The following is an 11,925-nucleotide window of genomic DNA, read 5'->3' as shown; positions in this document are numbered from 1 at the left end:
TAAGATTTATACTTATTCTAAATTGATCTTTATTGTGATTGTAATTTTGTAATTAATATAATCTGCGTTGGTTAAGGGAGATGCGGTATGAGAACTTTAAATTTAACTTCGCAGCGCCAAGCGGTATATGATGTGGTTCGTGAAGCCCACGATCATCCTACTGCGGCTGATGTTATGAATCGGTTGATGGAGCGCGGATATAATCTGGCCTATGGAACAGTATATAATTCCCTACGTTATTTGACGGATAAGGAATTAATCCGTGAATTGAAGCTGGGGGAAGCTGCTAGTCGTTATGATGGACGGATGGACGATCATCAGCATATTATTTGTCAGGTATGCGGCCGAGTAGATGAAGTAATGAGTGAAGTCCCACATGATTGGATTGACACGGTTGCGCATGAAACGGGGTATAATATTGCCCATGCCCATGTCGTATTCGGAGGAGTGTGTAAGGAATGTCAAAGCAAGCGAATCAGATAACGAATCGTTTCAAAGTGGCTGACATGCCTAGACGGGTGAAGGGCAGTTGGACATCGATGTTAGCAGCTCCCTCTACACCTACGTTGCAGACCGTTCCCTCCAATGAGCCTTTGTATTGTCCGACTACACGTCGTATCATTCTGATCAGTTCGGTACCGGGTGTAGTTCATGGGTTGGTGCGTACGTTGTCAGATGCGTGTTTTGATGTGATGGTTTTTCATCGCTGGGAGCCTGAAGTGCAGCGTCATCTGGGAAGCGATTTGTTGATTTACGATTTGACCGCCACCGAACCACAGAGTGAATTACTGGATATCCGCAATCGTCTTGAGGTAGAACATATGAAAGACACACCGGTTATGTATGTGGTACAGGATCGGATGTCTGTACATGCGCATGAGCTGCTTCCTTCGGAAGAGGTGCTGGTGTGGCCGCTGGCTGCCAATCATATGGTGCATGACATTGAACGGATGATTGTACGCCATCCTGCCGCTTCCCGTCAGGTAGCGCAAGCCAGCCGTCGTACGGTATTCAAGGACATCTGGATTGACCGAGATAAAATGCTGGTATATAAAGAAGAGAGTCAATTGAATCTGACTAAAACAGAATACGATTTGCTGCTGAAGCTGATTGATGCTCAAGGCAAAGTGATCTCCCGTGAGCAAATGATGCACGATATCTGGGAGACGGATTTTGTAGGAGGCAGCAACGTTGTAGATGTGCATGTCAAAAGTTTGCGCAAGAAGCTGGATGATCGACCTGCAGAACCTGAATATATTGCAACCGTAAGAGGTGTAGGATACAGATTGGCAGATTGAACTAAAAGCTATGAATACCGATGAATTTCCGCCGGATGGAGACATTCGGCGGTTTGTATATGATTCCATGAAGAAACTGACATTAGGTGTGACGGTTGACTTTATCCGGATATATACACTACAATCGGTAGTGTGAGGTGCTTCTTATGAAACGACTGAATTTTAAAGCTGGCGAAACCGGGCTTAACCGATTTTTCGGACCTCTGGAAGCCAAAATTATGGATATTTTATGGTCCACTTCGGATCGGAGTATCAAAGAAGTGCAGACCGCGTTGGAGGGGGATCGGGACTTTAACTTCAATACGGTAATGACCGTGATGAACCGTTTAGTGGAAAAGGGAATACTGAGTAAGAGTATACGTGGGAGAACGTCTTTATATCGTCCAGTATTAAGCAGGGATGAGTTCATGGATGAGCAATCCAAGGGACTGAGTCACGAATTGGTTGATGAATTTGGTCCGCTTGCTGTCAATCATATGATTGATGCTCTGGAGGTGGCCGATCCGAAGTTGATCGAACGTCTGGAACAAAAAATTAAACAATGGAAAAAGGATATGTAGACGATGTGGAAAACACGTTCTAAATTACTGTTTACAGCAGGCGCCTTGATTTCGGGTTTCGCCCTTATACAGATGGGTATGTACGCCGGGCAGCATGTTTTCGGCTGGAAATTGAATTATAACGTGTTTCAAATATGCAGAAGTTTGTTGCAGCACTACGGAATCGGCTATATGGTGGATGCACTCAGCGGGCTGGTTCTCGTTACCTTCACTATCGCCGGAGGAGAAGCAGTCAGACAGTGTATGGCTACCAGGGCAGCTTTTCGCAGACTGCACCGAATGCGTGACCTGCCGCTGACTGAAGCACTGGGTGAGCGATATCGTGAACTCGGGACCGATCGGATATGGGTCATTAATTATGCCAAGCCAGCCGCCTTCACCATGGGATTATGGAAGCCACGTATTGTATTGTCCTCTGCACTATTGTCCGTACTGGACAAGCACGAGGAAGAAGCGGTCATATACCATGAAGCCTATCATATGAAACATTATGATCCGTTGAAGACATGGTTGCTGCAAGTGTGTGCTAAACAGCTATTTTACTTGCCGGTGCTGCGTCACATTACCAATCATTATAAGACGGCCCGTGAAATTTTGGCTGATAACGAAGCGATTCATCGAGCTGGTTCACCAGTTGGGATTGGGAGCGCATTGCTCAAGCTTCTGAGTATGACGCCTGCCAATACTCGCCTGGTAAACTCCGCCGCTTGTTCCTCGTTTGCAGAAACGTCCATTAATTATCGTATCTCTCGTATTTTAGACCCTCAGCAAGAACCTGTCATTCAAATGCCTTGGCGTTCGATTATGTTTTCCAGCTATGTGCTAGTGATGCTGACACTTATGTTCGCACTGGCGCTAATCTAGTTGGGTAAGATGTTTCCTACGGGTGGCGCTTTTCGCGCTCCCGATACTTGATGTGCAATACACTACACTATGTAGTTTGTTACAGGATTTTTATACAACTTAAAAGGAGATGAGCAAATGAATCAAACGCTTATGAATATTGGATTGTTGTTGGTACGAATCTTTACAGGGGTTATTTTTATCGTTCACGGTGCACAAAAGTTTCAGGGATTAGACGGAACCTCTGGCTTCTTCCAAAGCATCGGACTCCCTGGTTGGATGGCTCCTGTGGTCGCCACGGTTGAGCTGGTTGGGGGTATTGCACTGGTTCTGGGTATCGGAACACGACTGGCTGGAGCGGCATTGACCATCGTTATGATCGGTGTATTGCTAACCGCTAAAAAAGGACAGCCTTTTGGCTCGATTGAATTTGATCTGCTGATTCTGTTCACCAGCCTTCAGCAAGCGCTTGTCGGTGGACGTTTTCTGGCAGTGGATCAGTTATTTGGCCGTAAAAAGGCTGAAAACAGTAACGTACAGGTCTAAATGTTCATATAACCGCGTCCTTAGTCTCATAGGGCGCGGTTTTTGTTTTTCTCCTTTGTGAAATTTTATTGTAAATCATTTGTTACTTTCAACCGATATAACTAACACTGAATGTAATTCAAATATATCGTTTTATGAGCAAAGGGGAAAAAACATGGGAACAACGCGAAAGAGAAAAACTATATGGACACTCAGGAACAAGCTAAGTTTAGGCTTTTTGCTTGTTTTGCTGATTCCGAGCTTAAGTATTTCCATTGCGACCTATAAATCATCATATAATGCTATGGAAAAACAGCTCTACAGCAGTGCAAATCAGGGTGTAGCGACGGCTAACTCGATTATTGAATATGCAATCGCCAGTAAAATTAAAGATGCGAAGTATTTGGCGGAGCGTCTGGACGCCTCAATGATAGATGGTCGAAACAGCCCATTGATTCAGCCCAAACTGATTCAATACAAGGGCTTGCACGAAGATGCGACGGATATTTTTGTTGGAACACCGGACGGGCTGATGATTCGGGGGGTGCCCAAGGAGGACGAAGGGACATTTGATCCTCGCACACGGCCATGGTACATCGAAGCGATGAAGCAACCCGGTAAGGTAGCGATCACCCCTGTTATCATCAATTCATCGGGTATTCCTGTTGTGGTGGTATCTCAGACGCTTTCCGACCAGTCCGGGGTTATCGGGATTTCTCTAAATCTGGAAAGTGTACGCAAACTGGCCTCCATCAAAGTCGGCCAGGAGGGGTATATCATCATTTTGGATCATACGAAAAAATTTGTAGTCCACCCTACGGCTAAGCCGGGTACATCTCTTGATGCAAGCTTTATAAATGATATGTATGCTGCGCAGAGCGGGCAGTATACATATGTGTATGAAGGCCAAGAGAAGTACCTGAACTATGTAACGAATAAAGATACCGGCTGGAAAATAGCAGGTACCTTCTATCAATCCGAGATTAGCGATGCCACCGCTGCCATACGTTATGTAACCATTTTTGTGTTGGCTGCCTCATTGGTGATTGCGCTTATCGCGATTTTCCTGATCACCCGTTCTGTTCTGGTACCGATTCGTAAGCTGCAAAAATCAGCTGAACGAATCAGTGAAGGAGATTTGACGGGCGATTTGGAAACTGGAAAAACGGATGAGGTAGGCGAATTGTCTTCTCACTTCCAAACTATGGTCGATAGTTTGCGCACGATGATTCGAAGCGTACACGAAACGACAGATCGGGTAAGTTCTTCAGCGGAGGAGCTGGCTGCGGGTGCAGATCAGACGACCCAAGCGATTGAGCATGTCACCATTGCTATCCAGGAAGTAGCTGTGGGCAGCGAACGTCAGGTGCAGAGCGTCAAGCACGGCTCTGTACATATGGAGGAGCTTGCTCAGCAAGCAGCGAACGTATCCGAGCGTATGCTGGGCGTATCTGAACATGTGAAGATGAACGCCGAGTCGGCTCAGGAGGGTAGCAAGGCTGCTACGCAGGCTGTACAGAAGATGCATGACATCGACGAGACCGTTAACGATCTCGGACAGGCCATGGACTCCCTCAATGAGCGCTCCGGTGAAATCGTGAATATTATCAGCGTTATATCCGGTATCGCTAAACAGACCAATCTGTTAGCTCTGAATGCGTCCATTGAGGCCGCACGCGCTGGGGATCATGGTAAGGGATTTGCCGTGGTCGCTACGGAGGTGCGTAAGCTAGCTGAGGAATCCGCCAAATCGGCTACCTTGATCTCGGAGCGCATTGAAGCGATGCAGGTGGATATGAATCATGCTCTGGGTGCTATGCATCAAGCGCGGACACGGGTGACGGAAGGCATTGATTCGGTAACCACGTCTGAGCAATCCTTTGCGGAAATCAGCCAGGCCGTGGAACGAGCTATGGAGCATATCAATGACATTACCGGAGTGACTCAGGAAATGGCACGGGGGACTGTAGGTGTCGTAGATATTATGAGCGATATCTCCCACATTTCGGACGAGGCAGCGAGCAACACCGAGTCGATCTCAGCGGCAGCTGAGCAACAGCTCGCTTCTATAGAAGAAATTGCTTCATCTACAGCGGACCTGAGCCAAATGGCAGAGGAATTGCGCGAACTGGTTGGACGGTTTCAGGTTGAAGGAAAATCTTAAAATGATAAAAAGCGCCGGATACAGGAGATTGTACTCTGTATCCAGGCGCTTTTTTTTAAATGTTTTAGCATAATTTTTGGTTTGCAGAGTTAGAAGTTAACGTTGGAAGGACTTGCGGCGATCCAGGCGGAAACGGAAATTCCGTGAGCTGTCGGAAGGACGCAGCGAACTTCTCTGAAACATATTGTTCAGAATCAGTGCGAAAATGACTAGCACTGTCCCAAATAGTTCAAAACGGCTAATAGCATAACCTTGGAAGTACATGAGTACCAGCGTGGTAATCGGTACAAAGTTAATAAATAGAATTCCGTTCAGTGGAGACAGCTTTCGGATTCCGGCATTCCAGCTAAGCAGGGCAGCTAGCCCTGGAAGCAGGATCATAAAGCTCATTTCGTATTTAACTGACCACACAGCCTGCCAGTCCGGTACCACAATCCAGTTGAAAGCAGAGGCAAATGTGACGACTACGAAGGAGACGAGAGTTCCGAGCAGGCAGGTTAGAGTTGAATACCGAAGAGTAGACCATCCTGCAAAATGGCTGCCTCCCATGGAATATACGACCCATCCGACGACGCCTACGAAAATAAGCAGCAGCGGTAGTAAATGTTGTCCGGCAAGCGTGAAAAAGGTCCATTTTCCGTTCGTGATCACCAGTAAAGCCCCAGCCAGCGCAATCACCATGCTGATTAGTGTATATTTCGGAGGCATTTTACGGGTCATGATCCACACCATCGCAATGGAAATCATCGGCATTAGAACTTCCATTATAGAGGCTACGAGAGTACCTGCTGCCCCCATCGCGTGCTGTCCCTGGAAAACGGCCATATTATAAATGGTGAATCCCATGGTCCCGAAGAATAACAACGTCTTGCCCTTGCCCTCAAAGCGAAATGCTGTCCGTCCCTCTTTGAGCCACAATAGCACGACTAAAATGAGTGTAACCGATAAATAGCGCAAAAACGAAAAGTACAGTGGATTGATATGTTGTAATGCAATGTGCGAAACCGGAAACATCGCGCCCCAGGACATACTGGCGATTAGGCATAATAAAGATCCGGTCATGATTTGTCTGTTCATGGTGTACAAAAGCTCCTCCTTGCCGGTCTCAGCGGACATATCTTATGGACACATCATAAAGGATAGGAAGCTGTTGGTAAAATGATTGAAAATAAACATTATGATCATTTAAAATGATAATAAGTGACAAGGCGCGTCAATTTTGATGGCCCCTTGTCCTTCACAATAAGGGGGAGCAGTAGTGGATCTGAACGATTTAAACATTTTCCAGACGGTGGCTGCGCATGGCAGTGTCAGCAAGGCTGCAGCCGAGCTTAGCTATGTCCAGTCCAATGTAACGGCCAGAATCAAGCTGCTCGAAAAGGAACTGCAAACGCCTTTATTTAATAGACATAAGCGGGGAATGATCCTCAATGCCGAGGGCAAGCGTCTGCTGCAATATACGAAAAGCATTTTATCGCAATTCGAGGAAATGAAACATGCGTTTCAGAATACCTCTGCACCTTCGGGGGTGCTGGAGATTGGCATTGTGGAGACTGTCATTGCCCTCCCGGCCATTTTACATGCTTACTATAGCAAGTACCCGGATGTCGAGTTGTCCCTCAAGGCCGGGGTTACAGAGTCTCTGGTGCAGGAGGTTGCAGAAATGCGGCTGGATGGAGCTTTTGTGACCGGGCCGGTCAAGCATCCGATGATTGAACAGTTTGATGTGTTTCAGGAAAAACTGGTCCTCGTATCCCAAGGAGATGACTTTTCTGTCGAGGATTTTACAACCCGTCCACTCCTGCTGTATAAAAAAGGTTGCGGCTACCGGGGACGGCTGGAAACCTGGCTCAAGATGGAGGGGATTATTCCCAAGCAGATTATGGAGTTTGGGACATTTGAGACAATTATCGGCAGTGTGGCGGCTGGTATTGGAATGACCGTTTTTCCCGAATCTTCGATCAGCGGGCTGGTGGCTCAAGGCCTTGTCTGCGGTCATGCGATGCCTGAGCCGTACAATGAAGTAACAACGGTGTTTATCCGGCGTAAGGAAGCCTTTGTTACCAGTACTTTGCAGTCTTTTATAGACGAGATTATCACTCAGACAGAGGCGTAGCTTTATTGCTTGGGCTCGGGTACAATGAGAGGGATTTGATCTCATTTTTCTTCCTGAAGGAGGGCTATTATGTTTACAATATATCCGGCGGCTTCCCGATTCAGCTTCGATAAGGGCTGGCTGCGGGGGAGTCACAGCTTTTCATTCGCGGAGTATCAGGATGAGAACAATACAGCGTTTGGTCCTATGCGTGTCTGTAATGACGATGTCATCGCACCGGGACGGGGATTTGGGGCGCATCCGCACAGTGATATGGAGATTGTTTCGATTGTGCTGTATGGGGAATTGCGTCATGAAGACAACCGTGGACATGTAGCGGTGACCCGTTTTGGAGGCATTCAGCGAATGTCAGCGGGCCACGGCATCATTCATACGGAGCACAACGCTTCACAAACGGAGGATGTCAGTCTACTGCAATTGTGGTTTAGCCCGCATACGAGAGGCCTGAAACCGTCATATGAGGCTACAGCGTTCAATCCTGAGCGTCTTCACGGTCAGCTTCTGCCTGTCGTTGCCGGAAAGCGCGTACCAGGCACAGAGGGTGAAATAGCTGCAATCAATCAGGATTTAACGATTTATTTAAGCAAGCTTCAGCCTGGAGAGCAAGTAGAATTCACACAGGCCGAGGGTCGGCGCGTGTTCCTATTCGTCATCGAAGGCTCGCTGCGTGTGAACGGTGAACATATTCTGCAAGGACGCGATTCCGCTCGTATTGAGCAGGAGCCGAAGCTCTCACTGAAAGCAGAAGATTCTGTTTTTTATATGTTGATTGATTTGCCCTAAAAGGAGGTGCGCACAATGGCGCAGCAGGAAACATGGCTGATCAAGCATGCCGTCACGGGACGTAGCTTTGCTGACAGCCGCAAGCAGGTTTTCGATTGCCATTTGGAATCGGCGGACGGCGTGTTTCGCTTTACGCTTCAAGGACTGCCGCATGAGACGGCGGAGGCGATTGTGCGTTATAGCGGGGAGTTGAACGTATTTCGTTTTGTAACGCCGGTAGACGATGGACCCGTGGTGAAGCATTGGTATTACGTCACCCCGGAAAGCGTGGAATATCATGATCAGACAGATGAGCTTACGTTCAAAGCTAGTTCTGAGATTGAATACCATCCCGAGGAGTATTGGGGAGATTAATCATTCCTTTATCATAAATTTCCAGATTTATAATGGATTTTCGAAGGCCCTGCATCAGTGCAGGGTCTTTTTGTTATCTGTTCAACATGTTGAGTTCATTGGATACATAATCCTTTGCAGGCTGGTACATCCTATATGTCATATTATCTGTTCGGCTCATTCGTAAAGGGGGAATAAGGATGAAGAAAGGGCGCTTTCCAAAGTTGCCGAAGCCACCGTGGAGCCGGCGAGCGATTCCAGCCGCAGACCGCAAGACACGAAATTTCAATGTGCCTAAAGGACTGCCTGAGTCTTCATGGCTGGAACAGCCGCTGCGTAGCAGTGTGGAAGACAATTTGATTGCTTTGCGTGATATTTTCAAGGATTGCTCTGATATCGTCTATCGAGAGCTCATGATTTCCCCTGAACGCAAAGGGTTATTGGCTTATTTTGAAGGTACGGTAAAATCGGAGGATTTGCAGGACCATATTCTGCGGCCTGTCATTCTGGGCATGATGCTCAAGGACCCTGAAGTGAACGGCAAATTGGAGCCGCTGGATGAAACTCGTATCTCCATGTCCCAGACCAAAACGATGGACGAATGGAAGATGGTATCGGCAGCGATACTGGACGGCAATGCCGCCTTGTTTGTAGATGGCACGCCTCGTGCGTATATTTTTAGCGCCAAGGGGGGTGTCCGCCGTGGAGTGGAGGAACCGCAGACCGAATCGGTTATTCGTGGACCGCGTGAAGGATTCACAGAGACACTTCGCGTCAATACGGCACTGTTACGTTTCAAACTGAAAACCTCCAAGCTCAAGATGTACAGCATGACCATCGGAACAGAAACTCAAACGAGCGTCGTCCTTACTTATATTGAAGGGATCATAGATCCAAAGCTGGTGGAGGATGTTAAAAAAAGGCTTAGCGATATTAAAATTGATGGTGTTCTGGAGACTGGATATATTGAGGAACTGATTGAGGATCACCCGTTTTCGCCGTTTCCGCAAATGGAATACACCGAACGCCCGGATACCGTCACTGCGCAATTATTGGAAGGACGTTTTGCTATTTTTGTAGACGGAACGCCCTTTGCCCTGATTGGGCCAGTCACGATGTGGCAGATGATGCAAGCGAGCGAAGACTATTATGAGCGCTTTTTTATCAGTAATATGGTGCGCTGGATTCGTTTTCTTTTTCTCATATTGGCTCTGTTTCTGCCTGCATTATATGTAGCGGTGACGACCTATCATCATGATATGCTGCCGACGACGCTTATTTTGAGTATTGCGGCAGCACGTGAGTCTATCCCTTTCCCCGCTTTGGTGGAAGCACTAATGATGGAAATTTCCTTTGAAGCGTTACGAGAAGCGGGGATTCGTCTCCCCAAAACGGTCGGTCAGGCTGTCAGTATCCTTGGAGCGCTCGTCATCGGTCAGGCCTCTGTACAAGCAGGGATTGTATCGGCCCCGATGGTCATTATTGTGTCGCTCACAGGTATTGCGTCGTTTACCATCCCGCGTTTTAACTTTGCCATCACGGTTCGTCTGCTACGATTTCCAATTATGCTGATGGCGGGATTATTCGGATTGTTTGGGATCATTATTGCGACAACGCTGATTGCTACGCATCTAACCAAGCTAACATCGTTTGGTGTTCCTTATATGAGCGGATATAGCCCATACAAACATATGGATCAAAAGGATATCGTCGTTCGTGCGCCTTGGTGGAAAATGACTAAACGTCCTTCCTGGATTGGTAAAGACAACAACAAACGAGCGAAGGAAAAGATGAATGGATCGCCTACAACCGAGGAGGGATGGTGATGAAGCCCAAATCCGATGCACAACAAATACGTAAAGCGGCTGTGCTCTGTTGTCTGCTGCTTTGTTCTGTTCTTTTGGGAGGATGCTGGGATCGCCGTGAAGTGAACGATGTGGCCTTTGTGATGGGTACGGGTCTGGATAAAGAAGGCGATCAATATCGGGTAACGATGCAAATCGCTTTGCCCGGACAACTTGGATCTTCGGGCAGCACAGGAGGAGGGGGAGGTACAAGCGGTACGAAGTCCTACTACCTGGAGTCCAAAACAGGTCCAAGCTTCCGGGGAGCAAGCACCGAGGAACAGCGTGCGGTTTCGCGAACGCTGAATTACTCCCATCGACGGGTGCTGCTGTTCGGTGAGACGCTGGCGCGGGAAGGGATTAACAAAATGATGGATGTACTGGCGCGTATTCCGCAAAACCGTCTGTCTTCCCTGGTTGTTATTACGAAGGGATCAGCGATGGAAGTGCTTCAGGCAGATGCCCCGATTGAGCAATATCCGGCAGAAATGGTGCGTGAGCTCAACTATTCCTATATGAAAAAACCTCGTTCTATTAAGCTGCTGATAAATTCCGTCCTGCTGGATGGCATTGACCCGGTGGTGCCGGTGATGTCTCTGGTGAAGAATGGGCCTTCTAACCTTAAAGACAAGAAGACGAATATTCAGGTCGATGGACTGGCTGTGTTTCGCAAAGACAGGTTAACAGGGATTATAGATAACCACCTCAGTCGGTTTCTGCTTTTGGGTATGGAGCAAGCCAAGGAGACAGAAATATTTATCCACCCTCCCAAAGGTAGAGGCTACATATCTGTACACCTCATCGAAAATAATGTCCATATCAAGCCATATATTCGTGGGAACGATATTCGCATGACCGTTCATATGAACTGTAACGGGAATGTGAAGGAAAATGAGACGGATTTCGATATTTCCAACGAGGAAAATTTGAAGTGGCTGGAACAGCAGACAGCCGAGGAAATTAAGAGGGAGCTGGGAGAGGGTGTCAAGGTGATCCAGCAAAAATATCACTCAGACGTACTTGGTTTGGGCCGGGCTATTATTACGAGTCATCCGGATGAATGGGAACGGATTAAACCTCAATGGGATCAACTGTATCCCAAGGTGGAGGTCACTATAGATCCGGTCGTGCATATTGAAAATATCGGTGCAGTCACCAAACCATTCGGGGTCAAAAAGGAGCAAATCCAGAATGAATAAAGTATTTCTATTACCTTTATTGCTGGCTATGCTCTTCATGTATCTGATTGACCGCAAAAGTATTAGGGATGCGCCTGCCGTCAATCGCTGGATCTCACGCGTATTGTATGTCATTAGCATTGGTGTCTGGATTTACGGAACATCAACGAAGAGCACTGTTTATGTGGCTACATGGCTGGCCCGTTTTATTGACATGTGGCTCCCCCCTACGTTGTAAATCGTGTAATGGATGCCTGCGGGCAAAAGGAGGATGTACCTGC

At 47.4% G+C, this 11,925-nt stretch carries 13 protein-coding genes; 12 read left to right on the top strand and 1 reads right to left on the bottom strand.

The genetic code is table 11. The features are described 5' to 3' along the window. The first annotated feature begins 87 nt into the window (after positions 1–87). The 6 genes from JOE49_RS03975 (at position 88) to JOE49_RS03950 (ending at position 5,390) form a co-directional block, all read left to right on the top strand. Positions 88–483, top strand: a complete 396-nt coding sequence (locus JOE49_RS03975; RefSeq protein ID WP_023990809.1) for a Fur family transcriptional regulator — start codon at positions 88–90, stop codon at positions 481–483. Next, entirely contained in the window at positions 459–1,298 is an 840-nt protein-coding gene (locus JOE49_RS03970) for a winged helix-turn-helix domain-containing protein (protein ID WP_053326318.1), read from the top strand. The genes JOE49_RS03975 and JOE49_RS03970 overlap by 25 nt, the downstream gene beginning before the upstream one ends. Before the next feature lie 146 nt (positions 1,299–1,444). Beyond that, positions 1,445–1,858 (top strand): BlaI/MecI/CopY family transcriptional regulator, encoded by a 414-nt coding sequence (locus JOE49_RS03965; protein WP_023990807.1) that lies wholly within the window; start codon positions 1,445–1,447, stop codon positions 1,856–1,858. 3 nt (positions 1,859–1,861) lie between these two features. Further along, entirely contained in the window at positions 1,862–2,722 is an 861-nt protein-coding gene (locus JOE49_RS03960) for a M56 family metallopeptidase (protein WP_209940600.1), read from the top strand. A 117-nt stretch (positions 2,723–2,839) separates the two neighbouring features. Further along, positions 2,840–3,247 (top strand): DoxX family protein, encoded by a 408-nt coding sequence (locus JOE49_RS03955; RefSeq protein WP_028540751.1) that lies wholly within the window; start codon positions 2,840–2,842, stop codon positions 3,245–3,247. Positions 3,248–3,401: 154 nt separating this feature from the next. Further along, positions 3,402–5,390 carry a methyl-accepting chemotaxis protein gene (locus JOE49_RS03950; RefSeq protein ID WP_023990804.1) on the top strand — a complete coding sequence of 663 codons (1,989 nt, stop codon included), beginning with the start codon at positions 3,402–3,404 and terminating at the stop codon, positions 5,388–5,390. A 96-nt stretch (positions 5,391–5,486) separates the two neighbouring features. On the opposite strand, the gene JOE49_RS03945 is transcribed toward JOE49_RS03950, so the two are convergent. Then, positions 5,487–6,467, bottom strand: coding sequence for a DMT family transporter (locus JOE49_RS03945; protein ID WP_245248341.1), 981 nt, complete (start codon positions 6,465–6,467; stop codon positions 5,487–5,489). A 181-nt stretch (positions 6,468–6,648) separates the two neighbouring features. Here JOE49_RS03945 and JOE49_RS03940 point away from each other — a divergent pair, with 181 nt between their 5' ends. The 6 genes from JOE49_RS03940 (at position 6,649) to JOE49_RS03915 (ending at position 11,882) form a co-directional block, all read left to right on the top strand. Then, positions 6,649–7,506: a LysR family transcriptional regulator gene (locus JOE49_RS03940; RefSeq protein WP_209940598.1), complete on the top strand. Its 858-nt coding sequence runs from the start codon at positions 6,649–6,651 to the stop codon at positions 7,504–7,506. 69 nt (positions 7,507–7,575) lie between these two features. Next, positions 7,576–8,289, top strand: a complete 714-nt coding sequence (locus tag JOE49_RS03935) for a pirin family protein (protein ID WP_028540748.1) — start codon at positions 7,576–7,578, stop codon at positions 8,287–8,289. Positions 8,290–8,304: 15 nt separating this feature from the next. Further along, entirely contained in the window at positions 8,305–8,643 is a 339-nt protein-coding gene (locus JOE49_RS03930; protein WP_028540747.1) for a hypothetical protein, read from the top strand. A gap of 179 nt (positions 8,644–8,822) precedes the next feature. Then, positions 8,823–10,448 (top strand): spore germination protein, encoded by a 1,626-nt coding sequence (locus JOE49_RS03925; RefSeq protein WP_023990799.1) that lies wholly within the window; start codon positions 8,823–8,825, stop codon positions 10,446–10,448. Beyond that, positions 10,448–11,665 (top strand): Ger(x)C family spore germination protein, encoded by a 1,218-nt coding sequence (locus JOE49_RS03920; RefSeq protein ID WP_160789014.1) that lies wholly within the window; start codon positions 10,448–10,450, stop codon positions 11,663–11,665. The genes JOE49_RS03925 and JOE49_RS03920 overlap by 1 nt, the downstream gene beginning before the upstream one ends. Further along, the gene (locus JOE49_RS03915; protein WP_023990797.1) at positions 11,658–11,882 is read left to right on the top strand and encodes a hypothetical protein; all 225 of its coding nucleotides are present in this window, start codon (positions 11,658–11,660) and stop codon (positions 11,880–11,882) included. The genes JOE49_RS03920 and JOE49_RS03915 overlap by 8 nt, the downstream gene beginning before the upstream one ends. The last annotated feature ends 43 nt before the right edge of the window (positions 11,883–11,925 follow it).

The sequence above is a fragment of the Paenibacillus sp. PvR133 genome (genome assembly GCF_017833155.1).
Taxonomy (GTDB): domain Bacteria; phylum Bacillota; class Bacilli; order Paenibacillales; family Paenibacillaceae; genus Paenibacillus; species Paenibacillus polymyxa_B.
This window is presented reverse-complemented; position numbering and strand designations above follow the sequence as displayed.

Excerpts from the sequence above, each read along its gene's own strand:
- JOE49_RS03935 (WP_028540748.1), top strand. The coding sequence starts at position 7,576 with ATGTTTACAATATATCCGGCGGCTTCCCGATTCAGCTTCGATAAGGGC.
- JOE49_RS03920 (WP_160789014.1), top strand. The coding sequence starts at position 10,448 with ATGAAGCCCAAATCCGATGCACAACAAATACGTAAAGCGGCTGTGCTC.
- JOE49_RS03950 (WP_023990804.1), top strand. The coding sequence starts at position 3,402 with ATGGGAACAACGCGAAAGAGAAAAACTATATGGACACTCAGGAACAAG.
- JOE49_RS03955 (WP_028540751.1), top strand. The coding sequence starts at position 2,840 with ATGAATCAAACGCTTATGAATATTGGATTGTTGTTGGTACGAATCTTT.
- JOE49_RS03965 (WP_023990807.1), top strand. The coding sequence starts at position 1,445 with ATGAAACGACTGAATTTTAAAGCTGGCGAAACCGGGCTTAACCGATTT.
- JOE49_RS03915 (WP_023990797.1), top strand. The coding sequence starts at position 11,658 with ATGAATAAAGTATTTCTATTACCTTTATTGCTGGCTATGCTCTTCATG.
- JOE49_RS03975 (WP_023990809.1), top strand. The coding sequence starts at position 88 with ATGAGAACTTTAAATTTAACTTCGCAGCGCCAAGCGGTATATGATGTG.
- JOE49_RS03970 (WP_053326318.1), top strand. The coding sequence starts at position 459 with ATGTCAAAGCAAGCGAATCAGATAACGAATCGTTTCAAAGTGGCTGAC.
- JOE49_RS03960 (WP_209940600.1), top strand. The coding sequence starts at position 1,862 with ATGTGGAAAACACGTTCTAAATTACTGTTTACAGCAGGCGCCTTGATT.
- JOE49_RS03925 (WP_023990799.1), top strand. The coding sequence starts at position 8,823 with ATGAAGAAAGGGCGCTTTCCAAAGTTGCCGAAGCCACCGTGGAGCCGG.
- JOE49_RS03930 (WP_028540747.1), top strand. The coding sequence starts at position 8,305 with ATGGCGCAGCAGGAAACATGGCTGATCAAGCATGCCGTCACGGGACGT.
- JOE49_RS03945 (WP_245248341.1), bottom strand. The coding sequence starts at position 6,467 with ATGAACAGACAAATCATGACCGGATCTTTATTATGCCTAATCGCCAGT.